This is a genomic window from Ruegeria sp. R14_0 (genome assembly GCF_017743975.1).
In the GTDB taxonomy this organism is placed as follows: Bacteria; Pseudomonadota; Alphaproteobacteria; order Rhodobacterales; family Rhodobacteraceae; genus Ruegeria.
Map to the genome: position 1 here is coordinate 971,932 of NZ_JAGHRC010000001.1, position 22,902 is coordinate 994,833.

The following is a 22,902-nucleotide window of genomic DNA, read 5'->3' on the forward strand; positions in this document are numbered from 1 at the left end:
GATCAGAACCTTGCCTGAACGGTCAGGTCAAAGCTTTGTTCCTTGTCGAAGTCCTCTTTCTTCAGAGCTTTCGAGAAGTTGAAGCGCAGCGGACCAAAGGGTGTTTCCCACAGAACCGACAACCCGATGACGTGGCGGATGGATCCGTCTGCCCCAACGATGTTGGCGCCAGCGGTGTTCACATTGTCGATGTTGTACAGGTTACCGACGTCATAGAATACGCCGCCCCGCAGGCCCAGTTCCTCGGGCAGACCCAGCGGGAAATCGGATTCGAAACGCGCAACCCAGTAGTAGTTACCGCCGATCGCGTCATCCTGACCGTTGGACAGGTCACGCGGACCCAGACCCGCAGGCTCAAAGCCACGGAACGTCTGAGGGCCAAGCAGGAAGCGGTCGATCGTCCGGCTGAAATCGTCGCCACGCCAATGCAGTGCGCCCAATTCCAGAGTGGCGCGCAACACGACCTCTTCGCTCAACACACGTGTTTGGGCGATACCGCGAGCGGTGGACTTGTAGTACTCATTGTCGCCGCCAAGACCAGCCGCATCAACGCCAATCTCGAACAGGACACCCGCGTTGGGATTCAGACCACCGAGACGGCTGTCATAGACGTACGAGACACCCAAAGAGCTGGACGTTCGCTTGCCCTGATCGATTTCCGACGAGATGACGGCACCGTTTATTTCGTCGTCCTGCTGTGTCATCTCGCTGCGGTCCCAGCCATAGCGCACACGTAAGGATGACAGTTCGCCAATGGCATAGCTCAACTGCGGGTTAAAGAAGATCCGCTGCGTGTCGTAGCTGGCAAAGCTGGAGTTGGTAGAGGCCAGACCCAGACCCAAGTCAAACTGCAACCGGCGACCCAGCAAATAGGGTTCGGTGAAGTTCAGGATGTATTGCTCAGAGTCCTGCGCAGTCGACAGGGTCACGCCCAGGTTCTGACCACGGCCGAGGAAGTTCGACTCGTTCAGGCCAATTGCGATCCCGAAACCGTCCGAGACCGAGTAACTACCGCCGAGGCTTAGAGAGCCGGTGGGTTGTTCCTCGACATCCACGTCCACGATCACCTGGCTCGGCGAAGACCCTTCACGCGGTTCGACATCTGCCACCGCAAAGAACCCCAGGGCGCGGATACGTTCGGCGCTCTGGCGAATTTCGCGCGGGTTGAAGGGGTCACCTTCGACCGTGTCAAACTGTCGGCGGATCACGCGGTCCAGCGTTGTTGTGTTGCCTTCGATGTCGATACGCTCAACAAAGATACGCGGGCCACGGGTCAGAACGAACTGAACATCCAGCGTCAGATCACGTGGGTTGCGCGTCACGCGCGGTTCAACCCGCAGGAAGTCCACACCCTGCTTCAGGCCCAGTCGCTCCTGACGCGCAATCGAGTTTTCGATCAGCGACGGCGAATAGGTAACACCCGGTCTGATTTTCAACGCAGCTTGGTATGCCGCCGGGTCCACGCCCGGAATCTCGCTGACGGTGCTGATTTGGCCGAACGAGAACTTCTGCCCTTCGGTGATATTCATCACCAGGAAGAACGCATCACGCTCGCGCGTGAACTCTACGTTGGCGCTGTTGACCCGGAAGTCCACGTAACCGCGCGATAGATAGAAGTCGCGGATCACCTGTTTGTCGAATTCGATCCGGTCGGCAATGAACGTGTCGCCCCGCAGGAAGGTCCGTAGGAAGTTCGCCTGCTTGGTTTCCAGAACGCGACGCAAACGCCGATCCGAGAATGCACGGTTGCCGACAAAGCTGACACGCTCGACCTCGATCGTTGTGCCTTCGGAAATCTCAAAGACAAGATCGACCCGGTTGTCGCTGCGGCGGATGATACGGGGAATAACCGTGGCCGCGACGCGACCCTGCGCGGAATAGATCGCAGCGATCTGATCGGCATCTGCTTCGGCAGCCTGCGGCGTAAAGACCCGGCGCGGCTGCGAGTTGATTGCCTCAAGCAGAACGTCGTCTTTTACCCGACGGTTTCCTTCGATGCTGATCGCATTGATGGTCGGATACTCGGCAACTTCGATGACCAGAGTATTGCCGCGTGGTGTCAGTTCGACTGTTTCAAAAACACCACTGTCAAGCAAACGCTGAAAGGCGTCATTCAATTGTCCGGCAGTGACGGTCTGCCCCGGTTGGATACCGGTTCGGGCGATAATCGTAGACGTTTCGATCCGTCTGTTACCCTCAACATCGAACGAATTGATGGTGTAGCTTTGAGCCTGCGCGACCTCGGGTCGGAAGGTAAAGCCTGCTATAAAAACAAAGGAAAAAATTAGTAGCGTCTGCCACAAAATCTTGTTTGTTGGCTTCTGCCCCCCGCAGGATGTGCCTGCGCCTCGCCTATCAGTCATTTTTTTCTCTACCCAGAATTTTAGGACTTTAGTGTTGAGTAGCGAGATTAAGTTTCCTTGTCAAAACAGGAAAAAACAAAGCGGCCCGGTGGACCGCTGTTCGATTGCACTCAGATCAAAGCGAGAATCACAAAGTGATCACGTAGGCCCATCCGGCCATGGCCAAAGCGGTCATGCCAAAAAACAGGAAGTTGTCCCAGTTCAACATGAACAGGAAACTAAAGCTTTTGTATGATTTCCGCAGCGCTTTGGTCACTTTGAGCCTCTGACACAAAAAACATTCGTGTCAGAGTTTAGGTTTGGATTGGGGCAAAAATGCGGCTTTTGTATGAGGTGTCGGCCACAATCAGCAGAAGAGATCGTTCGATACCGAGAAGATCATCAAGCCCAGGATCAGTGAAATGCCCACGCCCATCAGTACCTTCAAGGCACCGTCGCTGGGTGGCTTCCCGGTGACTGCCTCATAGGCGTAGAACACAAGGTGACCCCCATCCAGCGCCGGGATTGGGAACAGGTTCAGCAGACCGACTGCCGTCGACAAAACCGCGATAAAGAAAATGAAACTCTGCGCGCCCTGGCTGGCCATTGCGCCCGAGGTTTCGGCGATGCCAATCGGGCCGGACATGTTACAGGTGCTGATGGCACCGGTGATCATGTGCCAAATCCCGGACAGCGACCCGTCGATGATCCGAACGGTTTGACGAGCACCACCTGCAAGCGAATCCCACAGTCCCGCGGCTTCGGTTGCCGGTTCAATCATCATGCCGCCGACGATGCCAATGCGCCAATGGGTTACAAATCCACCTTCGGGTTGCGGCTCGTCCGTGCGTCTTGGGGCGAGCGCAAACTCAAGATCGGCCCCATCGCGCCAAACGTTCAGCAGCAACACCTTACCGTCAGATCCTTCGACGTGCTCTTTCAATTGTTCGAACGCGAAGATCGGGTCACCGTTGACCGAGGTGATGACATCACCCTGCTTCAGATCAATGTCCATTGCAGCGCTGCGGGGCGCAACCTGCTGAATCAAAGGCGGGAACAGCCATGGGGCAGACACATCCAGTGTTTGCCCATCCCGGATGATCGTATAGTCAAGAACCGGCTCGACCGGCAGTGCGTCAGTGAATTCGCTCCACGCGCCCTCCACCTCGGAATCGGGCAGCGGAATGCCAGCGATGGCAATGATCTCATCCCCGTCCTGCAGTTCCTGAACAGTACCCGGTAGCGGATGCAATGCCCCAACGGTCAGAGGCTCTTTGGTCACGCCTTGTGTCAGAAAAATCATCCCGAACACCAGGATCGACATCACAAAGTTAAACACAGGACCGGCGGCAACGGTGGCAGCACGCGCCCAAAGTGGTGCGCCATGCATGGTGCGACGCAAATTCTCGGGGCTTTGTTCGACAATCTCGTTCATGGCGGCTTCGTCTTTGCCCGAAGCGGCATTGGCATCACCAAGGAATTTCACATATCCGCCAAAGGGTAACGCCGCGATCTGCCAGCGGGTACCGCGTTTGTCGACGCGGCTCCAGAGAATGGGACCGAACCCGATCGAGAACACCTCGGCATGGATGCCCGACCAGCGCCCAACAATGTAATGACCGTATTCATGCACTGCCACGATCACCGAAAGCGCGATGACAAAGGCAACAATCGTATAAAGCAAGTTGCCGAACTGAGGGATCAGAGAGATTACGTCCAAAGTTTTATCCTGCTCGTTGGATGACAAAGTCATCAACCCACGTACGTGCCAAATGGTCCGTTCGCACCACGTTATCAAGAGTTAAAGGGGCATCAATAAGGCCGTCCGAGGCCCCAAATCTGTCCAGAACGGCTTCGACGATATCGGCCATCTGCAGAAAGCCAATCTCGCGCGCGATGAACCGATCCAGCGCCCGTTCTTTCGCTGCGTTGAACACGGCCCCCGACAGTCCGCCACGTTCCATCACATTGCGCGCCAGACGCAGGGCCGGATAGCGCGCTTCATCCGGTTCGTTGAACCGCAACTGACCCAGTTTCGCCAGGTCCAGCCGTGGGACGGGCAAATCGCGGCGATCCGGCCAATGCAAAGCGTAGCCGATAGCATGTCGCATGTCCGGCGCGCCCATATGGGCCATGACGCCACCGTCATTGAAACCCACTAGTGCGTGGACGATGGATTCAGGATGTACCAGAACCTCGATCTGCTTTTGGGAAACGCCAAAGAACTCTTTGGTTTCAATCAGCTCAAGCGCTTTGTTGAACATCGATGCGCTGTCTATCGTAATCCGCTGCCCCATGTTCCAATTTGGATGGCTTGAGGCCTGTTCAACCGTCGCCTTGGCCAAATCGCTCAGGGGCCAGTCACGAAATGCGCCGCCGCTTGCCGTGATGATGATACGTTCGACCGCATCCATGTTTTCGCCCACAAGGGCCTGAAACACGGCTGAGTGTTCACTGTCCACCGGTAAAAGCCGGGCATTGTTCGCTTTGGCTGTCTCCAGAACCAGCGCTCCGGCGCAGACCAGGGTTTCCTTGTTGGCCAGGGCCAACGTCGCGCCTTGTTTGAGGACCTCAAGGCCGGGTTCCAGCCCAGCAGCGCCAACGATTGCCGACATGACCCAGTCCGCTGATCGAGCCGCGGCCTCGGCCAGTGCCTTTGGGCCTGCCGCAGCTTCGACGTTGGAGCCCGCCAACGCCGCGCGAAGATCGGGCAATCGGTCTTCATAAGCCGTAACCGCGACATCTGCATTCAGGCGACGGGCATCCTCGGCCAATTTGTTGATATTGGCCCCGCCCGTCAGCGCGACCACGTCATAAGCTGTCGGATCGCGGTCAATCAGGTCAACGGTGTTTTGCCCGATGGATCCGGTCGCGCCCAGAATTGAGATTTTGCGCATCACATGGCTCCGGGGGAATAGAGAATTCCCGCGATCAAAACGAATAAGGCTGCGCCCATCATGCCGTCGAACCGATCCAGAAAACCGCCATGGCCCGGAATAAGGTTCGAGCTGTCTTTGACACCGAACTTACGCTTGGTCGCGCTTTCGACGATGTCTCCAGCTTGACTGGCCATCGAGGCAAGCACCGAGATCACGACAAACAATACGCCAAATCCAGCGTGGACGGCAAAAATCGTTCCGACAACAGCTGCAGCGGCCCAACCGCCCGCGGTGCCGGACCATGTTTTCTTAGGGCTGACCTTGGGCCAGAACTTAGGGCCACCAAAGGTTTTGCCCACAAAATACCCCGCCACGTCCGTTGCCACGACCACCGAGATCAACCAGACCATCCAGCCAAAGCCCATGTTTTCGCGGATCGAGATGAAACCCAGACCAGAAGCTGCGATCCAGATGGCAAACAACACATAGGTTCCTTTGGACCGGCCGACCTGCCCTGCCCCAACCAGTGCTGGGGCCAACAGGATCGGCAACGTATAAAGCGGTGGAAGGTGGTAACTCAGGATAACCGCCACGCCGGTTAATATGCCAAGCTGGATTGCGACGCCGTTTCGACTCGGGTCGATCATTCGGACCAATTCCCAGGTCATCAGCCCACAAGCGATTGCAATGAAGGTTTCGAACCACAGGCCGCCGAGCCAAACCTCGACCGCGCCGATGCAGACCAGCACCACCGCCGACAGGACGCGTGCGGTCAGGTCAGACCATCGGCCTTCGCTCATGCCGGGACAGCTCCAAATCGTCTGTCGCGGCGTCCAAAGCTGCGGCACAGACGCTCCAACTCGGCCGAGGTGAAGTCGGGCCATAGTGTGTCGATGAATTCGTATTCCGAATAGGCCGACTGCCACAGAAGAAAGTTCGAAATTCTCGCTTCGCCGCTGGTGCGAATGACGAGGTCAGGATCGGGAAGAACACGTGTATCCAGATACTTGGGTAGCGTTTCTTCATCCACATCTTCGGGGCGCAAGCGTCCTTCGGCCACGTCGCGCGCCAGACGCTTGGTTGCCCGCGCAACCTCATCTCGACCGCCGTAGTTCAGCGCGATGGTCAGGTGCACCAAGTCATTGTGCTGAGTGGCAGCTTCCAGCGTGTCCATCAGGTCGATCAGCTTGGAGTCCAGTCGCACGCGGTCGCCGATAAAGCGGACCCGCACACCAGCCTGCGTCAGGTTGCGCGTCTCTTTGACGATATAGCGGCGAAACAGGTTCATCAGTCCGGCCACTTCGACCTGAGTCCGTTTCCAGTTCTCGGTCGAGAACGCGAAAACCGTAAGATACTTGATGCCCAACCCGGGGCATGCCTCGACCACTTCGCGGACGCGCTTTGCACCTGCCTGATGCCCAAACAGCCGGGGCCGTTTGCGTGCCTGTGCCCAACGGCCATTGCCATCCATAATGATGGCAACGTGGCGTGGGCCTTTCGGCGTTTGAGCGGTATCGGGCATATCCGGGGCTCAGACCTGCATGATCTCCGCCTGCTTGGTCTCAAGCGCGGCGTCAACGGTTTTGATCATTTCGTCGGTCAGATCCTGAACTTCGCTTTCCCAGAACTTCTGATCGTCTTCCGACATGCCGTCGGCCTTGGCTTTCTTGATCTGGTCCATACCATCGCGACGGACGTTACGGATCGAAACGCGGGCGTGTTCGGCATATTGTCCGGCGACTTTGCCCAGTTCGCGGCGGCGCTCTTCGTTCAGTTCGGGGATCGGCAGCATGATTATAGTGCCGTTCAGCTGCGGGTTGATACCCAGACCGCTTTCACGGATGGCTTTCTCGACCTTGCCCACCAGGCCCTTGTCCCAGACATTCACAGTGACCATGCGGGGCTCGGGCACGTTCACGGTACCAACTTGATTGATCGGGGTCATCGAGCCATAAGCGTCAACCATCACCGGTTCCAGCATCGAGGCCGACGCACGGCCTGTTCGCAACGAGGCGAATTCCGTTCTCAGGTTGCCCATCGCGCCTTCCATGCGGCGCTTCAGATCGTCGGTGTCCAGTTCAAAATCGTCAGACATGCTGCTCACTCCCCGTCTTCAGGTGCTGTTTGCATGGCTCATAGTCCATCGCAATTGGGATGTATAGCAATGATGATCGGGAATTGCGCCAATGGCCAGAGGTGTTTCTGACAATTTCGGGTTCTTTCAAAGGCAAAAGGACCGATCTGGGCGCGCCATGACCGGTCCAATCCTTCGTGCGGGAATCAAGCGTTAACGTCGACGACCACGCGACCCTTGACCTGACCCTTGAGGATATCAGCACCCAATTGTGGCAGATCCCTCAAGGTTGCGGGGTGGACCATCGCCTCGAGCTTGTCCATCGGCAGATCGGTCGCAACGCGCTGCCATGCGCGCACGCGGTTGGCGTAGGGCTGCATCACGCTGTCGATGCCCAGAAGGTTCACGCCCCGCAACAGGAACGGAATGACGCTGGCAGGCAACCCTGCCCCGCCAGCCAAACCTACCGCTGCGACCGAGGCCCCGTATTTCATCTGCCCCAGTACACGCGCCAGCATCTCGCCCCCGACCGCATCAATACACCCAGCCCAGGTCTCGCTTTCCAGCGGGCGTTTCACGGTTTCATTGAGGTCCTCGCGCGGAACAATCGTGGTCGCACCGAGGGACTTGAGGTAATCGCCTGCCTCTGGTCGGCCGGTTACAGCGGCCACTTCATAGCCCAGATTGGCCAGAATGGCGGTCGCGACAGAACCAACACCGCCTGCAGCCCCCGTCACCAGAACTGGACCCTGCCCCGGTTCCATGCCTTGATCCTCAAGCGCCATAACGGCCAGCATTGCGGTAAATCCGGCGGTGCCGACGGCCATTGCTTGCCGCGTGTCCAGACCTTCGGGCAGCGGCACCAGCCAGTCGGCCAGCGCATTTGCTTTCTGCGAATAGCCACCCCAATGCGCCTCACCCACACGCCAGCCGGTCAGAACCACCTTGTCGCCGGGCTTGTAACGCTCGTCCGAGGATGCCTCGACCGTGCCGCTGTAGTCGACGCCAGGCACATGCGGATAGCTGCGCACCAGACCACCACCCTTGGGCGACATGCACAGCCCGTCCTTGTAGTTTACGGTCGAATACTCAACGGCAATCGTCACCTCGCCATGAGGCAGATCGCTTTCGGAAAGCTGTTTGACCGACGCGCTTGCCAGACCGCTGTCTTCGTCCTTATCCATCACCAATGCATTGAACATTTCAACTTTCCCTTCTTTTTCAAAGCGTCACCAGCCAATGCTGATGCCCGTATTCCCAATCAAATCCAGAACGTGTCCCGCACGGTCGCGCCGCGCAGACCGTCCGGAGTTTCAACTTCGACCCGAGTACCGGGCTCCCAATGGCTGAGCTTGACCATTCCAATCGCCACATTGGTCGAGAAATCCGGCGACCAGCTGGCGGAAGTCACCTGCCCAACCTTTTTGCCCCCCGCAACAATTGGCCATGGCCGATCACAAGGCGGAACCGGGTCGCCGTCGATTGCGATGGGGCGGATTTGCTGCACCGGCCCTTCCTTTGCCACGCGCAGCAGAGCGTCCCGGCCGATACAGCCAATCGCTGTGTGCGTATTGCAGAACTTGCCCAAACCACATTCATGCGGCGTGTTATCGTCTGTCATATCGTTGCCGTAAGACAGCAACCCACCCTCAATCCGCTCAATCAGGTTGGGACAGCCCGCCCGGACCTGCAGGTCTTCACCCGCCGCAAAAAGGGCGTTCCACAGGGGCATACCGATCTCGGACCCTTCGACGTAAATCTCGAACCCACCCTGTTTGGAGTAACCCGATCGCGCGATCGCAAGCTCCCGGCCTTCAAACTCGAACTTATCGAACTTGAAGAAACGGATATCGCGCACCCTGTCGCCAAAGACGCGGGCCATCAGATCATCCGCCTTCGGCCCCTGCACACCTAGTGGAGAGACATCGGGCTCGTCCACCAGCACGTCCAGCCGGTATCCGTTGGCAATGCCTTTGACCCACAGCAGCAAGTCGCTGTCCGCGATGGAAATCCACCAGCGATCTTCTGAAAGCTTCACGGCCACCGGGTCGTTCAGCATACCGCCCGTTTCGTCGACGATCGGGACGTAATAGCACTGCCCCGGAAGCATGCCGCGCAGGTCCCGCGGTGTCAGCATCTGCATCAACCGTGCCGCATCCGGTCCGCGCAATTCGACCTGCCGCTCACAGGACACATCCCAAACCTGAACATGGCTTTTCAGGTGGTGGTAGTCCGCCTCGGCGGATTCAAAAACCGTGGGCAATAACATACGGTTGTAGACCGTATATCCCTTAACGCCAGCCGCTTCGACCCCGTCCGAGAACGGTGTTCGGCGCAGGCGGCGCGAGAGTGCAATTTGAGCCACTTAAGCCTCCTCAGGCAAAAAGTTCAAACCACGCCAAAAGGCGCCAGTGATCGTTACTTGGGGCCGTGCCAATCGATGGGGCAAATCTCGGCTGACTTCCCGCCGAAATCCCATACCCGACCATAGTCGCGCACCTTGGATTTGGTGCCGCGCGCCACGATGATGTCCGGGCCCATCCAGTACTTGGAGTTCGAGACCATGACCGGGTGATCCGCGTCTTTACCGGCCAGCATCTCGATCTCGCCCTGGATTTTGCGGCCGATCATGATGCGGCGCTTGGTGCCGTCGCGTTCGATCTGAACCGGAGCTCGTTCCGCCCCGATGATCTCGCTCACCAGCATGGTAAACAGGCCGGTGGTTCCACCGGCCTGACCGCTGAAGATTTGCAGCAGCCCGTTATACGCCTTGCCACTGGCGCGTTCGTCAACATAAGCGGCGACTTTCCATTGCCCTTCGCCCATGCGGCCCGGAATATCGACCAGCAGACCTACGCACAGACCAGACAAGTCTTCGCCTTCGTAATGGCCCTCATCAATTATGACGCCCATCCAAGCGTGACAATGCCCCTCAGTCGGAGGATGCGCACCCAGCGACACAACACAGGGGCAGAATACGTCGCAGGAACAGTTCAGGATCAACTCACCCTTGATGGACCAGTCGGTCGGGCTCATCTCTCGCCGCTTGGGATTGGGCATACGGCTGTCAATGCGCTGGCTGATCGGCAGCTTATCGGCCTCGGGTTTTCTGTTCTTAGCCATTGGCTTATCCTCCGTAGCTTATTGGATAGACGAGCAGAACAAGACCGCCCGCAATCAATGCAAATCCCATTGGCCGGGTCACTGCATGCCCGATCTGGGGAAGTTTTTCCAAAACCATGAACAGGGTCGCCAGGCCCATCCACAACAGGCTCATGACACCGCCAACAAAGCCAAGCGCCATAAATCCCCAGCAACATCCTACACAGAATGCACCCAGCCCGAGCCCCATCCGCAGGCCTCCAGCAAACCCGGTTCGCCAATGGCCCAGGAAATACGTCATGGGGGCGTGGCACACACCGTGACAGACCTCTTTGGCGCGGGTGAACTGGAACGCGCCGACGGCGATCATCAGCCCTCCGGCGAACCACGCCGATTTGGCGATGCCCAGCATGTCCACCACTCCGCCAAACAGCAGCGCCAATTGCACACCGGTGATCAGGGCGGCAAATCCGACCCAGACCAACAAATACCCGCTCAACACACCCAACCACCCGGCGCGCGAGCCATTGGCGCTGCGGATCAGATCCTCATAGCCGCGGAGCGTTGGGACCAGCGTCGGCAGCATCATTGCCGCCATCATGATTGCCCACATCCAGAACAACGGGCCAAAATTGGCCATCGGCATGTACATGTCCATGCGCGGGTCCATTGCGGCCATCGCCTGACCAATCGGACCGGGGCGACCGATCAAATCCAGATCCATATCCCGGCTCATGGTGAACATGACCCACCACGCCCACAGGATCAGGGCGTAAAATCCCAGCCAAAGGCCATTCCTCAGAACTGCGCGACTCACGCTTTCCTCCCGACTCAGTTCTTGCTTTTGAAATGTCAGACTTTTAAATGTCAGACAAATAAAATCTCACCAATGGTCCCCGGAATATGAAAATCGACCCAAAAAAACCTGCCGATCTGTCGGCGCAGATTGCGCAGGCTATCCGCGACGCCATCATTTCGGGACAATTGATCGTGGACGAACGCCTTCCGTCCGAAGCGGAACTGTCCGAACAGTTCCAAGTGTCGCGCCCTACTGTGCGCGAGGCGTTGAAACGGCTTGCGGCACAGTCTTTGATCCGCACGCAACGTGGCGCAAGCGGTGGTGCATTTGTGAACCGCCTGAGTTTCGAGAATGCGTATTCGCAGCAGATAACGACCTCGACCCTCTTGCTGTCAATGAACGCCGTCAGCTTCGACACCGCGTGCGAGGCGCGCTTTGCGCTTGAACGGGCTTGCGCTGCCCTGTCGGCACAGCGTCGAACCGCAGATCAACTGGCCACTATGCGGGCCGAGATTCACCGACAAAGCCAGCCGGGCCTGACGGACGAGGCGTTCTGCGCATCGGATGTGGCCTTTCACCGGGCCCTTGTGGATGGTGCCGGCAACCCCGTTCTGTCTTATCAACTCGCCGGGGCGGTCGAGGCTATGCAGCCCCTGATGAATATGATCACCTTCACCGCGCGTTCCCGCGAAGCGATCATCGCCCTTCACAGCCAGATTGCCGATGCGCTGGAAAGCCGGGATGGGGAAAAGGTTGATGTGACGTTGATTGAGTTAGAGAATTACACGCGACAATTGGCGCAGGATGTCGCGCAACAGCGCCGTAAACCCGCGTAAGGAGATCAGGATGACCACTGCTTTGAACGTGATTGCCGCGCTATTGACGATCGCGTTTGGCATGTTTGGCTTTCTGGCACCCAATTTCACCTTGGGGGCATTGGATCTGACGACAACCGACAGCAACATGGGCCTGAGCGAGATGCGCGCCTCGGTCGGTGGGCTGTTCGTTGTTACCGGAATAGCTGTTCTATGGCTGAACAACCCAATGGCCTACGCGATGCTGGGCGTGGTCTATGCGGGTGCGGCCTTGGGTCGGTTCGTGTCGGTCGCTCTGGACAACCCGCCCTTGGTCAAAGCAGCGACTTTTGGTGGAATCGAACTGGTTCTGGCACTTTGGTTAATTTTGGCGAACATCAACAGGGCGACTTAAGTCTCTGTTATCAATTGCTATCGCGATGCGAATTCCCGGTTTGCATCCGGTCGGCGGCTCTCCTATATAGGGTATGTCCTTCGGGACTATGGACATAAACGCGCTCGTAATAAGCGGATCGGACCCGGGGGCGGTACCCGGCGGCTCCACCATATACCTTCTGGAGGTATCCTTCGTTTGAGGAACTCTTTCAGAATCGGGGGGCCGAAATAGGATCGACGAACGTCTAAAGGGGTTAGCTTTGTCTCGGCTGTCTGCCACCGTTACCGGCGAAAATAGTACAATTGCAAACGACAATCGTGCTCCGGTTGCAGTTGCTGCGTAAGCAGTAACAAGACCGAAACTTAAGCCCTTACGCCTAGCCGCGTAAGGCGGGGTTCGCAGGTACCTGGCAACAGAAACCTGCATTTCCCACTTAAAGTCTGAGTTTTTTGCCTGAACGTGCACATGTTCAGAGTTTTTTCATTCTTTCGTCTCATGCTGACCTCAACAGAATCAGGAGAGCTGGGATGTCGCACGCAGATTTACTCAGAGAATGGTATTCAGAGGTTTGGGAAAACGGGAATACCGACGCCATCGATCAGTATTTCACGCCGGACACCACGGCCGAAGGCCTTATTCCTGAGATGCAGGTCGGCGCGGACGATTTTCGCGATCTGGTCATGGCTTTCCGCCACATCCTGGGTGATATCAAAGTCGAAATGCCTAAAGTCGTCGAATACGGCGATTGGGTTTCGGCCATTATTCACTTGCGCACAACACGGGCCGACAACGGCGCGCCGCTACAAGCCACTGGCAGTGTCTTTGGCCGGATCAAGGATGGCCGCATGGTTGAGGCGTATAATCAGTTCGACTTTATTTCGCTGTTCGAACAGCTTGGACAGTTTCCGCAGGACACACTACCGGTGTGTATGACCGGTCAACGGCTGGACTGGGCCTGAAGTCTTTCGCAATCTTGACCCCTCTGGCGCTTACGCGGTAGCTAGAGCCATGGGGTAAGATTGCGAACACCCCGTGAGGCGTCAGCCCAAGTTTCGCATGGATCCGACAAAACCAGGAGACATGCTGTGCCCGCGCCCAATGCCATAACCCCAAAGCAATTGCTAAAGCTCATCGGAACGCCCAAGGCGCCGATGCTGATCGATATCTGTGTCGACGCGGATTTTGAGGCCGATCCTTATCTGATCCCAGGCTCGGTTCGCCATTCAGCCCGCGACGTCGCGGGGCTGGCGGCTTTGATCGCTGACCGCCCCGCCGTCGTGATCTGCCAAAAAGGCAAAAAGCTCAGCCAAGCCGTTGTTTCGATGCTTCGCAGCAACGGCGCACAAGCTGAATACCTTGAAGGCGGAATGGTCGCTTGGCGCGAGACAACAGATGCGCCCCGTGTACCGGCCTCAATGCTCAAGATGCTGCGGCCAGAGGGTTCGCTTTGGATCACCCGACATCGCCCAAAGATCGACCGCATCGCCTGCCCTTGGTTGATCCGTCGTTTTGTCGATCCCCGCGCCCGGTTCATGTTTGTCGCGCCCTCTGAGGTCGAAGCCGCCGCCGCCATCTTTGACGCGACCCCGTTCGATATCGAGAACACCTTTTGGAGCCATCGACAGGACCGCTGCACCTTTGACACCATGTTGGACGAGTTCACGCTGCGCTCTCCCGCGCTGGATCGGCTGGCAACCGTGGTGCGTGCGGCCGACACCAATCGCCACGACCTTGCCCCCGAAGCGGCGGGTCTGCTGGCCGTATCAGTGGGCTTGTCCCGCCAATATCGCGACGACCACGAAGCTTTGGCGGCGGGTATGCATTTGTATGATGCACTGTACCGTTGGGCGCGGGATGGGTTCGAAGAACGGCATGACTGGCCAACGGATCGCAAGTCATGACTCCTTCACTGACGGATTTGGTTCGCATCTTTGGACGCATCGGCTTGCTGTCCTTCGGGGGGCCCGCTGCACAGATTTCGCTTATGCATCAGGAACTGGTGGAGAAACGCTCCTGGCTGGACGAGCAGACCTACCTGCGCGCGCTGTCACTGTGCATGCTGTTGCCCGGCCCCGAGGCGATGCAACTCGCCACCTATGCGGGTTGGCGGTTGCGCGGCGTAAGCGGAGGGCTGATCGCCGGTGGTCTCTTTGTCCTGCCCGGCGCGATGATCATCGCTGTGCTGGTCGGCCTGTATGCCGCATTCGGCGATCTGCCTTTGGTGCAGGCTGGTTTTCTGGGCGTTAAGGCGACAGTCATCGTCATCGTTCTGCAGGCGCTCAGAAACCTGTCTCGCAAGGCTCTGACGGATTCTGAGCACAAGGTCATTGCCGGGCTTGGCTTCATAGCCATCTTTGCCTTTGATCTGCCCTTCCCGCTGATCATTCTGGCTGCCGCTGTTTGGGGCTATTTCAGTTTCAAGGGCGACGCCTCAACAGGCATTGCCCCACCCGCTTCAAGTGCCGCACGGCCGCTGCGGACCAGTGCTGTCTGGCTTACGCTTTGGCTGGGCCCTCTAGTTTTGCTGACTGTGACCGGACAGGACCTGTTGAGCGATCTGGGCTGGTTCTTTGCCCGCCTCGCCGTGGTCACCTTTGGCGGGGCTTACGCAGTACTGGCGTACATGACCCAGACCGTCGTGGATCAGTATCAGTGGATTACGACCGATCAGATGATTGACGCATTGGGCCTTGCAGAAACAACGCCTGGACCGCTGATCCTGGTGACCCAGTTCGTGGCCATGCTGACTGGTCAGATCACCGGGGGCATGCCGTTGGCACTGGCGGCAGGTGCGGTCGCATTGTGGGCGACATTTGTGCCTTGCTTCCTATGGATTTTCCTTGCCGCGCCATATCTTGACCAGTTGGCGGCGCGACCCAGGTTATCTGCCGCTCTGCATGGGATAACGGCCGCGGTGGTTGGCGTGATTCTCAACCTTTCGGTGTGGTTCGCGCTGAACGTTCTTTTTGGAACGATCCCACAAAAATCATGGGGTATCCTAAGCCTGCCATGGCCCGAGGTGGCGACATTGAACCTGCAGGCTTTGGCTCTGACGGTCGCGGCCGGGGTGTTGATATTCAAGCTAAAATTCGGCATGGGGTTGACGCTGACCATAATGGCTGCAGTCGGACTCGGGTTGCACTTTCTTTAAACAATCCAGTTACGCGCAGTCTTTCGTTTCCCAAGGAATCGCCTATGCTTGGGATAACCACTTTTGAGGATGACACATGCCGCAGGACATTGATTACGGAACCCTGATGCACACCGCGATGCGCGGGTTGATCCAGAAGGTTCTGACCAACGTGGCCGAGAACGGCCTTCCTGGGGCACATCATTTCTTCATCACTTTCGATACAAGGCAAGACGGTGTCGAACTGGCGGATTGGCTCCATGACCGGTATCCAGAAGAGATGACCATTGTCATGCAGCATTGGTTCGAAAACCTTGAAGTTGGTGACGAGGGCTTTGCGATCACGCTGAACTTTGGCGATGCGCCAGAGCCGCTGTATATCCCCTATACGGCGATCAAAACGTTCGTGGACCCGTCCGTTGAATTCGGACTGCGCTTCGAAAGCCCCGAGGATGAGGATGAGGTCGCCACGCATATCGTTGAGGAAACGATCGAGGTCGAGGAACCACCGGTCCAACATGACGCTGACGTCGTCTCGCTGGACAGCTTCCGAAAGTAAGCTTCGACCTGTAAACCCCGCCGCGCGCGGGGTTTATTTTTTCTCGAGGAAGGTCTCTACAGACCGCGACTTCACACCATTACGGAACCGCGAGAACGACAGGTTCATCCCGCCTTCTGCCAGTGTGCGGTCGAACTGTTGCAGCTCATAGCCACCCTTTTCATCGATGAACAACGAAAACACGGTCAGAGTTTGGCCTTCGATCCGGCCCCACACAAAGGGCTCGCCCTGCATCGGGTCCAAAGGCACTTCATGGCCGAACACATTGCGCTTCATCGCAGCCGAGTAGACATCAGACCGATCCGATTGTTTAAAGTCGATTGAAAACGACTGCTCTTTGACACGGCCATCGGGTTTGTAGGTCGTGGTCTTCCAGCTGACGTTGAAGCCCTCTTTCGTCTCATGGATAGACACACTCATGTCCCGGGGCGTTTCAGTGCCATCGTCATCGACTACATTGGCAGAACCGACATAATCTCCGACAAAGGGCTTTATGTCACCCGCCTGCGCCTGAAGGGTAAAACAAGCCGCCCAAAACAATGCACCAAAGGTCATTGCAATCAGCCTGTGCGGGTGAATTCGGGAAATCAGGAGCACTGGACCCTCCGGTTCTGTGATTTTGTCATTCTAGCCGAGCGCTGCGCGCACACAATGGCCCTAATGTCCCTGTGCAAAAGAAAAATGACGCACCCATGCGCCTATACCTTTGGCAGTGTTGAGCTTATGGTGCGCCCAACTGGCCGATTGCGCGATGACGCTGTCACGGGTAAACGGCATGCGACTGCATACAAGACGGAGTGACCGATGTCCCAGACCCGCACCGAATCCGACAGCTTTGGCCCGTTGGAGGTTCCCGCCGACAAGTATTGGGGTGCTCAAACGCAACGTTCGATCATGAACTTCCCGATCGGCTGGGAAAAACAGCCCGTAGCCATCGTGCGCGCGCTGGGCGTGATCAAAAAGGCCTGCGCGATAGAGAACAAAGCCATCGGCAAGCTGGACGCAACGATCGCGGATGCTGTCATTCAGGCTGCGGGTGAAGTGGTCGAGGGCAAGTTTGACGACAACTTCCCTCTGGTCGTGTGGCAGACCGGTTCGGGCACACAATCGAACATGAACTCGAACGAGGTCATTGCCAACCGCGCGATCGAGATTTTGGGCGGCGTGATCGGCTCCAAGGATCCGGTGCACCCGAACGACCACTGCAATATGGGCCAGTCCTCGAACGACACCTTCCCGACCGCGATGCACATCGCCACTGCGATGAGTGTGCGTGACGTGCTGATGCCGGGTCTGGAGAAATTTGCCTCGGCGTTGGAAGCCAAGGCAAAAGAGTTCACAGGCATCATCAAGATCGGTCGTACGCACACGCAAGACGCGACGCCGCTGACGCTGGAACAGGAATTCGGTGGCTATGCGCACCAAATCCGTCAGGGCATCGCCCGGGTCGAGGCCGCAATGCCCGGTATATATGAACTGGCCCAAGGCGGTACCGCCGTTGGGACAGGTCTGAATACGCATGGCGGCTGGGATGAGGCCGTGGCCAAGAACATGGCCGACATCACCGGCCTGCCCTTCGTCACCGCCCCCAACAAGTTCGAAGCTCTGGCGGCCCATGACGCGATGGTTTTCCTGTCGGGTGCTTTGGCGACGATTGCGGGCTCTTGCTACAAAATCGCCAACGACATCCGCTTTCTGGGCTCCGGTCCGCGCTCTGGTCTGGGCGAGCTGATCCTGCCGGAAAACGAACCCGGTTCGTCCATCATGCCCGGCAAGGTCAACCCGACACAGGCCGAGGCGCTGACACAGGTGGCGGCTCATGTGATGGGCAATGACGCGGCGATGAAGTTTGCGGGCTCACAGGGCCACTTCCAGCTGAACGTCTACAACCCGATGATGTCGTACAACCTTCTGCAGTCCATCCAACTGCTGGGCGATGCCACCGACAGCTTTACCGAGCGGATGCTGCTGGGCATCAAGGCCAATGAGCCGCGCATCGACAAGCTGATGAAGGAATCGCTGATGCTGGTGACCGCGCTGGCGCCGACCATCGGGTATGACAACGCCACCACTGTCGCCAAGACGGCGCATAAGAACGGCACGACCCTCAAGGAAGAGGCCATCGCGCTGGGCTTTGTCGATGAAGAGACCTTTGACGCGGTCGTTCGCCCCGAACACATGATCGGCCCGAAAGACTGATGGGCAAGCCGGTCAACCTGAACCGGTTCAGAAAAGAAAAAGCGCGGGCCGAAAGCAAGGCCCGCGCAGACCAAAACGCTGTGGCGTTTGGGCGAACGAAGGCCGAAAAGAATGCCGACAAACTGCAGCAAGAAAAACAGAAGCGTGACCTCGACGGTCACGAACTGGATGAATGAGCGGTCGGCCCATAAAGCGCTCCCTGACGCTCAAGGGGCATCGCACGTCGGTTTCGCTTGAAGATGAATTCTGGCGTGCTTTTCGCGACATCGCGGAAGAGAAAAATCAACCGATCAACGCGTTAGCGGCAGATATAGATGTCGCGCGAGACCCTGGAACCGGGCTGGCATCGGCTATTCGGGTGTTTGTCCTGAACTGGTATCGCGACCGCGGTTGACCCTTGCGACGCAAGGCTGCATCGGAGTATTCTCATTTGGAACAAATGGGGAACTTAGATGACCAGCACTATTGACGGACCAGATGGCAAAACGCGCTGCGCGTGGTGCCAAGCCGCGCCCGAGTTTTTTGAGTACCACGATCAGGAATGGGGTTACCCGGTCAGAGACGACCAGCGCTTGTTCGAAAAGCTGTGCCTCGAAAGCTTTCAGTCAGGTCTCAGCTGGCGCACGATATTAGCTAAACGCGAGAACTTTCGCGAAGCGTTCAAAGGCTTTGAAATCAATGCAGTGGCTGCGTTTAGTGATGTGGACGTCGCTCGGCTGTTGCAAGATGCCGGCATCATACGCCACCGCGGAAAAATCGAGGCCGTCATCAATAACGCCCGTCGCGCACAAGAGTTGATCGCCGCCGAGGGTTCTCTGGCCACTTATGTCTGGCGATATGAGGCAGAGGTGCCGCCTGCCCCTCAGACCGCCTCGACGTCGCCTGAATCCGTGGCCATGTCCAAGGATCTGAAGAAACGCGGATGGAAGTTCGTCGGCCCCACGACCGTTTTCGCCTTTATGCAGGCGATGGGTTTGGTGAATGACCACGCTACAGACTGCGTGATGCGGGAAAAAGCGGCGCGTTTGCGCCGCGATTTCACCAAACCCGTCTAGCGCTCAGACAGACGCGCGGAAGATCTTGTCGATGTTTCCACCCAGGGCCGAGTTGAATTCGGCATCGGATTGCTGTTTCGACAGGCCTTCGGTCAAAGCGCGCGAGAAAGACGCGATCATCTTGCCGTTCTGCGCCAGCAGATCACAGGCCTGCTCGGTCGAATAGCCGCCCGACAGGGCCACCACACGCAGAACACGCGGGTGATCCGCCAATTCGTCAAACAGGTCCGCCTGGCTGGGGATGGTCAGCTTGAGCATGATGTCCTGCCCATCGTCCAACTGGTCGAGGTTCTTCAGGATTTCAGCTTTCAGAATGTCTTCGGCTTCGGCCTTCGACGTCGAGTTGATGTTCACCTCGGGCTCGACAATCGGAACCATGCCTGCGGCGACGACTTCACGCGCGACATCGAATTGCTGCGCCACCACAGCGGCGATGCCTTCGGCGTTGGCTTCGTGAATGACGGAACGTTCTTTGGTACCGAACACACCTTCTGCTTTGGCCAGCGTGTCTGCGAGACCGGGAATGGGTTTCATCATCTGAACGCCATTTGCTTGGTCTTCCAAGCCCTTGTCGATCTTGAGAAATGGCACGATGCCTTTCACCGACCAGAGATAGTCGGCCACCTTTCGACCGTCGATTTCCTCGCCCAGGGTCCGTTCGAACAGGATAGCACCAATCACTTTGTCCTTGGTGAAGTCATCCGCCAGGATGATCCGCGCGCGCATCTGCTGGATTTCACCGAACATCTCTTCATCCGAGCTGTATTCCGAGGCGTCCACGCCATACAGCGCCAGCGCCTTTGGGGTCGAACCACCGCTTTGATCCAATGCTGCGATAAAACCTGCGCCGTTGGACATTTGTGCGCGCTGTTCTGCTAAGGACATAAGACTTTCCCGTTCAATATGATTCCGCATTTTCAAACCGCATACAGCAAGCCGATCAGCGATGGTAGTTTGTTAGCGCTCAACCAACCGCAACCAAATGCCGTCCTTCGATCGAACGGTCAAATGAGCCACGGGAACGGGCGTTTGGCCTTCGACCAGTTCGAACCGATAGTGCCTTAGCAGCATAGACAAAAGCAGTGGGCCTTCGATCATGGCGAACCCCGCCCCTGTGCACACCCGCGAACCAGCCGAAAACGGAATAAAGGCGTTGCGTTGACAGGTTTTACCGTTCTCGGTCTCCCACCGGGTTGGGTCAAAGGCATCCGGGCGGTCCCAGAGCCTTTCCTGACGGTGCAAGTGCCATGGGCTGATGACAATCTGCGCGCCTTCGGGCACGTCCCGGTCGCGAAACCGCTCGGGACAGGTGGCTTCGCGCACCATCATGGGAACCGGCGGATAAAGCCGCAGCGCTTCGCGGAACACATCCCGGCTGAGCTTTAGTCGGGACATGACAGCAAAGTCAGCCGTGTCGAGCGCCACGGCCTCCTCGGCCACCCTGGCCTGCCATTCGGGGTACATCGCCATCAGGTACAGCGTCCAAGCCAGTGCCGAGGCGCTGGTTTCATGGCCCGCCAGAAAGAAGATCGCGACCTGGTCGACCATTTCCTGCGTGTCGAAACCATGCCCAGTTTCAGGGTCACGCGTCGTCATGATCTTAGTCGCCAGATCATCAGGAGCACGTCCGCGCGCGATCAGCTCGGTGCGTTCTGCTGTAAGACGCTGGATTAGCCTTCTGATTTCTTTTGCATTTTTCCGGGTGCGCCTTGAGTGAAGACGCGGCAACCATTTTGGCAGCGGGACAAAGGCCGCGAGATTCAAAATAGGCTGTTCGCGTTGGTAGCTCCGGAACTTATCGAAGACTTGCGCTGCCACCTCGTGTTCAATGGGGACCGAAAACAACGTGCGAAAGATCACGTCTGCCGCGATGTGGCTGGTGATCTCTTCACATTCCACGACCGCGCCAACTTGCGGGTGCAAACGGTCCACTGCGGCCTGACCCGCGACATGCATCGCAGAAAAGGTATCTTTCAGGCGACCGCCTTCGAACGCCGGATCGATGATCCGCCGCTGACGCTTCCAAGTCTCGCCATTTGTCAGGAACACGGACTCGCCTAGCAAGGGTCTCAACCCCTCACTGATCCTGTTCGATTTAGGGAAATCTTCGGGACGCTTTTTCAGAACGGTATCAATAAGTTCGGGCTGGTTTATCAGGTAGGATCGAAAGAAAGGCGTACGAAACTCGGCCATCCAGGCGCGGTACAGTCTTTGCGGCTGAGCTGAAAGAATGTCCTTACGGAACAGCTTCATATACCGCCAGAGCGAGACCTTGTCCGGGCGTGGTGAGGGCTTGGGCGGTGTCATGCCTTCACCGTTGTGTATTTCGAGACCGCCTCTTCCACCCTGGATTTCGACGGAGTGCGATCCCGAAACCGTTGCCATAAGGTTTGAGGGCCGGCTGTGATGCTGAAATAGTCGTATCGTTCAGGATAATCGAACGCGCAAAGATATTGGAAATGCAGGCGAAAGAATTTCCAGCGCAGCGCCTCCCACCGTTCAGGCGACAGCGTCTGGGTAAACGCGGCTGACAGGACCAGCGGCCATTTTTTGCCCGTTCCCGCGACACCACTGACAGCGACTGGATCGCATAAAGCGAAGGAACACCCGTCACCGGGGGCTGAGACGTCAACCCATGTCAGGTCATCTTGCGTAGACAGAAGCTGCAGGTCCGCCCGCAAATCCTGGGCGTCTGGCAGGAACGAGACCATGGGCACCACCTGCCCCAATGACAGGAATGAAAGCTCTGGCCTATCCTTGCGCAGTCCACCCGCTCGGATCAGATCGGCCAGCACGCTTACCCCCAGATGCGCGCCCGAGCTATGACCGACGACCAGTACCTCATCGACATCCGACTGCAACGCGTCGCGGATCTGAGCGCTAAAGCTGCGCAAACGCTGGTGCAGTTCGTTCGGTGTCGCGCCTCTGAGCCGCGCGGAATAGGCGTAATCATGCATCAGATAATAGGCGTATAACTTGCCATCGAGCTTGCGAAACCAGATGAGCAGCCCACAGGCCGCAGCAACGGCTGGGATCATCCCAATCCATCCTAGGAACGGGCGGAATGCCCACGACAGGGCGAGTGTCAGAACAATCGCCAGAAACAATTGCGCCAAAAGCATCCCAACCGGATATAGGGCCGCTATCACCGGCCCCTTTCGCAACCGCATCAGACGCCGCAGCGTACCGGTCGAGATATAGGTCCACGCGGTACGAAACAGCTGCAGGTAAGTTGCTGGGATCGACGTTGACATACTGTCGCGCACGATATCGGACCAGACCAGAACATCCAGGTCCACCGACACCTCGACCCCGCCCTGCCTGGATGTCACGTGCCAGCCATAGGGACCATCACCTGATTTCGCTGATACCGAGATCTGGTAGTCAGAGATCTCGGCCTGCAGGGCGCTTTCGGTGCGGTAGAGCTCGCGATAGCGGCGCGGCGGAATCGGATCGTAGCCGGGAATGTAGAATACCCGGCGTTTGCGCACCAATGGATGATTATTCCGACTGCTCATGGCCTTACCTTCTGCGGTGCAGGTTAACGCAGGCTGAGCGTCAAGGTAAGCCGG

Annotated in this window: 25 protein-coding genes and 1 other RNA gene; 11 read left to right on the forward strand and 15 right to left on the reverse strand. The window is 57.6% G+C overall.

The window, feature by feature from the left end:
• Positions 1-2: 2 nt before the first annotated feature.
• The 11 genes from bamA to J7416_RS04825 form a co-directional block, all read right to left on the reverse strand.
• Positions 3-2,363, reverse strand: coding sequence for an outer membrane protein assembly factor BamA (bamA, locus tag J7416_RS04780; protein ID WP_209223547.1), 2,361 nt, complete (start codon positions 2,361-2,363; stop codon positions 3-5).
• Positions 2,364-2,490: 127 nt separating this feature from the next.
• Positions 2,491-2,619, reverse strand: a complete 129-nt coding sequence (locus J7416_RS22765) for a hypothetical protein (protein ID WP_280636809.1) — start codon at positions 2,617-2,619, stop codon at positions 2,491-2,493.
• 90 nt (positions 2,620-2,709) lie between these two features.
• The gene (rseP, locus tag J7416_RS04785; protein WP_209223549.1) at positions 2,710-4,062 is read right to left on the reverse strand and encodes an RIP metalloprotease RseP; all 1,353 of its coding nucleotides are present in this window, start codon (positions 4,060-4,062) and stop codon (positions 2,710-2,712) included.
• Between the two features lie 4 nt (positions 4,063-4,066).
• Positions 4,067-5,239 (reverse strand): 1-deoxy-D-xylulose-5-phosphate reductoisomerase, encoded by a 1,173-nt coding sequence (dxr, locus tag J7416_RS04790; RefSeq protein ID WP_209223552.1) that lies wholly within the window; start codon positions 5,237-5,239, stop codon positions 4,067-4,069.
• Entirely contained in the window at positions 5,239-6,021 is a 783-nt protein-coding gene (locus J7416_RS04795; RefSeq protein ID WP_209223554.1) for a phosphatidate cytidylyltransferase, read from the reverse strand. Before J7416_RS04795 ends, dxr begins: the two co-directional genes overlap by 1 nt.
• A complete protein-coding gene (locus tag J7416_RS04800; protein ID WP_209223557.1) occupies positions 6,018-6,743 on the reverse strand; it encodes an isoprenyl transferase in 726 nt (241 codons plus the stop codon). Before J7416_RS04800 ends, J7416_RS04795 begins: the two co-directional genes overlap by 4 nt.
• A 9-nt stretch (positions 6,744-6,752) precedes the next feature.
• Positions 6,753-7,316 carry a ribosome recycling factor gene (gene frr / locus J7416_RS04805; protein WP_209223559.1) on the reverse strand — a complete coding sequence of 188 codons (564 nt, stop codon included), beginning with the start codon at positions 7,314-7,316 and terminating at the stop codon, positions 6,753-6,755.
• Between the two features lie 185 nt (positions 7,317-7,501).
• The gene (gene acuI, locus J7416_RS04810) at positions 7,502-8,497 is read right to left on the reverse strand and encodes an acryloyl-CoA reductase (protein ID WP_209223561.1); all 996 of its coding nucleotides are present in this window, start codon (positions 8,495-8,497) and stop codon (positions 7,502-7,504) included.
• A 59-nt stretch (positions 8,498-8,556) separates the two neighbouring features.
• A complete protein-coding gene (locus J7416_RS04815) occupies positions 8,557-9,660 on the reverse strand; it encodes a dimethylsulfoniopropionate demethylase (protein WP_209223562.1) in 1,104 nt (367 codons plus the stop codon).
• Between the two features lie 53 nt (positions 9,661-9,713).
• Complete coding sequence (locus J7416_RS04820) at positions 9,714-10,418, reverse strand: DUF1326 domain-containing protein (RefSeq protein WP_209223564.1); 705 nt, start codon at positions 10,416-10,418, stop codon at positions 9,714-9,716.
• A 4-nt stretch (positions 10,419-10,422) separates the two neighbouring features.
• Complete coding sequence (locus J7416_RS04825) at positions 10,423-11,214, reverse strand: DUF2182 domain-containing protein (RefSeq protein WP_348540244.1); 792 nt, start codon at positions 11,212-11,214, stop codon at positions 10,423-10,425.
• Positions 11,215-11,300: 86 nt separating this feature from the next.
• Between J7416_RS04825 and J7416_RS04830 the strand changes: the two genes are divergently transcribed.
• From J7416_RS04830 to J7416_RS04860, 7 genes are all read left to right on the forward strand, one after another.
• Positions 11,301-12,032, forward strand: coding sequence for a FadR/GntR family transcriptional regulator (locus tag J7416_RS04830; protein WP_209223566.1), 732 nt, complete (start codon positions 11,301-11,303; stop codon positions 12,030-12,032).
• A gap of 10 nt (positions 12,033-12,042) precedes the next feature.
• On the forward strand, positions 12,043-12,405 hold the full coding sequence (locus tag J7416_RS04835; protein WP_209223568.1) for a DUF4345 family protein: 363 nt from the start codon (positions 12,043-12,045) through the stop codon (positions 12,403-12,405).
• A 36-nt stretch (positions 12,406-12,441) separates the two neighbouring features.
• Positions 12,442-12,814, forward strand: a transfer-messenger RNA (tmRNA) gene (gene ssrA, locus J7416_RS04840).
• A 100-nt stretch (positions 12,815-12,914) separates the two neighbouring features.
• Positions 12,915-13,346 carry an ester cyclase gene (locus tag J7416_RS04845; RefSeq protein ID WP_209223570.1) on the forward strand — a complete coding sequence of 144 codons (432 nt, stop codon included), beginning with the start codon at positions 12,915-12,917 and terminating at the stop codon, positions 13,344-13,346.
• 126 nt (positions 13,347-13,472) lie between these two features.
• Positions 13,473-14,288 (forward strand): sulfurtransferase/chromate resistance protein, encoded by an 816-nt coding sequence (locus J7416_RS04850; protein ID WP_209223572.1) that lies wholly within the window; start codon positions 13,473-13,475, stop codon positions 14,286-14,288.
• Positions 14,285-15,538: a chromate efflux transporter gene (gene chrA, locus J7416_RS04855; RefSeq protein ID WP_209223574.1), complete on the forward strand. Its 1,254-nt coding sequence runs from the start codon at positions 14,285-14,287 to the stop codon at positions 15,536-15,538. The genes J7416_RS04850 and chrA overlap by 4 nt, the downstream gene beginning before the upstream one ends.
• Before the next feature lie 76 nt (positions 15,539-15,614).
• Complete coding sequence (locus J7416_RS04860; RefSeq protein ID WP_209223576.1) at positions 15,615-16,076, forward strand: ClpXP protease specificity-enhancing factor SspB; 462 nt, start codon at positions 15,615-15,617, stop codon at positions 16,074-16,076.
• A 33-nt stretch (positions 16,077-16,109) separates the two neighbouring features.
• On the opposite strand, the gene J7416_RS04865 is transcribed toward J7416_RS04860, so the two are convergent.
• Positions 16,110-16,673: a hypothetical protein gene (locus tag J7416_RS04865; protein WP_348540245.1), complete on the reverse strand. Its 564-nt coding sequence runs from the start codon at positions 16,671-16,673 to the stop codon at positions 16,110-16,112.
• Between the two features lie 207 nt (positions 16,674-16,880).
• Between J7416_RS04865 and fumC the strand changes: the two genes are divergently transcribed.
• Genes fumC through J7416_RS04885 form a run of 4 tightly spaced genes read left to right on the forward strand, consistent with a single transcriptional unit; the run spans position 16,881 to position 19,330 of the window.
• Complete coding sequence (gene fumC, locus J7416_RS04870; RefSeq protein ID WP_209223579.1) at positions 16,881-18,275, forward strand: class II fumarate hydratase; 1,395 nt, start codon at positions 16,881-16,883, stop codon at positions 18,273-18,275.
• Complete coding sequence (locus J7416_RS04875) at positions 18,275-18,451, forward strand: DUF4169 family protein (RefSeq protein WP_209223581.1); 177 nt, start codon at positions 18,275-18,277, stop codon at positions 18,449-18,451. The genes fumC and J7416_RS04875 overlap by 1 nt, the downstream gene beginning before the upstream one ends.
• Complete coding sequence (locus tag J7416_RS04880) at positions 18,448-18,669, forward strand: ribbon-helix-helix domain-containing protein (RefSeq protein WP_209223583.1); 222 nt, start codon at positions 18,448-18,450, stop codon at positions 18,667-18,669. The genes J7416_RS04875 and J7416_RS04880 overlap by 4 nt, the downstream gene beginning before the upstream one ends.
• 58 nt (positions 18,670-18,727) lie before the next feature.
• Entirely contained in the window at positions 18,728-19,330 is a 603-nt protein-coding gene (locus J7416_RS04885) for a DNA-3-methyladenine glycosylase I (RefSeq protein ID WP_209223585.1), read from the forward strand.
• A 3-nt stretch (positions 19,331-19,333) separates the two neighbouring features.
• On the opposite strand, the gene J7416_RS04890 is transcribed toward J7416_RS04885, so the two are convergent.
• The 3 genes from J7416_RS04890 to J7416_RS04900 form a co-directional block, all read right to left on the reverse strand.
• Positions 19,334-20,215: a fructose bisphosphate aldolase gene (locus J7416_RS04890; RefSeq protein ID WP_209223587.1), complete on the reverse strand. Its 882-nt coding sequence runs from the start codon at positions 20,213-20,215 to the stop codon at positions 19,334-19,336.
• Positions 20,216-20,287: 72 nt separating this feature from the next.
• The gene (locus J7416_RS04895; protein ID WP_209223589.1) at positions 20,288-21,637 is read right to left on the reverse strand and encodes a cytochrome P450; all 1,350 of its coding nucleotides are present in this window, start codon (positions 21,635-21,637) and stop codon (positions 20,288-20,290) included.
• Positions 21,634-22,848, reverse strand: coding sequence for a hypothetical protein (locus J7416_RS04900; RefSeq protein ID WP_209223591.1), 1,215 nt, complete (start codon positions 22,846-22,848; stop codon positions 21,634-21,636). The genes J7416_RS04895 and J7416_RS04900 overlap by 4 nt, the downstream gene beginning before the upstream one ends.
• Positions 22,849-22,902 lie beyond the last annotated feature (54 nt).

What these genes read in the sequence shown, in the direction of transcription:
- fumC (WP_209223579.1), top strand. Translation starts at nt 16,881, where the DNA reads ATGTCCCAGACCCGCACCGAATCCGACAGCTTTGGCCCGTTGGAGGTT.
- J7416_RS04875 (WP_209223581.1), top strand. Translation starts at nt 18,275, where the DNA reads ATGGGCAAGCCGGTCAACCTGAACCGGTTCAGAAAAGAAAAAGCGCGG.
- bamA (WP_209223547.1), bottom strand. Translation starts at nt 2,363, where the DNA reads ATGACTGATAGGCGAGGCGCAGGCACATCCTGCGGGGGGCAGAAGCCA.
- J7416_RS04795 (WP_209223554.1), bottom strand. Translation starts at nt 6,021, where the DNA reads ATGAGCGAAGGCCGATGGTCTGACCTGACCGCACGCGTCCTGTCGGCG.
- J7416_RS04900 (WP_209223591.1), bottom strand. Translation starts at nt 22,848, where the DNA reads ATGAGCAGTCGGAATAATCATCCATTGGTGCGCAAACGCCGGGTATTC.
- chrA (WP_209223574.1), top strand. Translation starts at nt 14,285, where the DNA reads ATGACTCCTTCACTGACGGATTTGGTTCGCATCTTTGGACGCATCGGC.
- J7416_RS04885 (WP_209223585.1), top strand. Translation starts at nt 18,728, where the DNA reads ATGACCAGCACTATTGACGGACCAGATGGCAAAACGCGCTGCGCGTGG.
- frr (WP_209223559.1), bottom strand. Translation starts at nt 7,316, where the DNA reads ATGTCTGACGATTTTGAACTGGACACCGACGATCTGAAGCGCCGCATG.
- J7416_RS04800 (WP_209223557.1), bottom strand. Translation starts at nt 6,743, where the DNA reads ATGCCCGATACCGCTCAAACGCCGAAAGGCCCACGCCACGTTGCCATC.
- J7416_RS04835 (WP_209223568.1), top strand. Translation starts at nt 12,043, where the DNA reads ATGACCACTGCTTTGAACGTGATTGCCGCGCTATTGACGATCGCGTTT.
- J7416_RS04860 (WP_209223576.1), top strand. Translation starts at nt 15,615, where the DNA reads ATGCCGCAGGACATTGATTACGGAACCCTGATGCACACCGCGATGCGC.
- dxr (WP_209223552.1), bottom strand. Translation starts at nt 5,239, where the DNA reads ATGCGCAAAATCTCAATTCTGGGCGCGACCGGATCCATCGGGCAAAAC.
- acuI (WP_209223561.1), bottom strand. Translation starts at nt 8,497, where the DNA reads ATGTTCAATGCATTGGTGATGGATAAGGACGAAGACAGCGGTCTGGCA.
- J7416_RS04895 (WP_209223589.1), bottom strand. Translation starts at nt 21,637, where the DNA reads ATGACACCGCCCAAGCCCTCACCACGCCCGGACAAGGTCTCGCTCTGG.
- J7416_RS04820 (WP_209223564.1), bottom strand. Translation starts at nt 10,418, where the DNA reads ATGGCTAAGAACAGAAAACCCGAGGCCGATAAGCTGCCGATCAGCCAG.
- J7416_RS04890 (WP_209223587.1), bottom strand. Translation starts at nt 20,215, where the DNA reads ATGTCCTTAGCAGAACAGCGCGCACAAATGTCCAACGGCGCAGGTTTT.
- J7416_RS04845 (WP_209223570.1), top strand. Translation starts at nt 12,915, where the DNA reads ATGTCGCACGCAGATTTACTCAGAGAATGGTATTCAGAGGTTTGGGAA.
- J7416_RS04880 (WP_209223583.1), top strand. Translation starts at nt 18,448, where the DNA reads ATGAGCGGTCGGCCCATAAAGCGCTCCCTGACGCTCAAGGGGCATCGC.
- J7416_RS04830 (WP_209223566.1), top strand. Translation starts at nt 11,301, where the DNA reads ATGAAAATCGACCCAAAAAAACCTGCCGATCTGTCGGCGCAGATTGCG.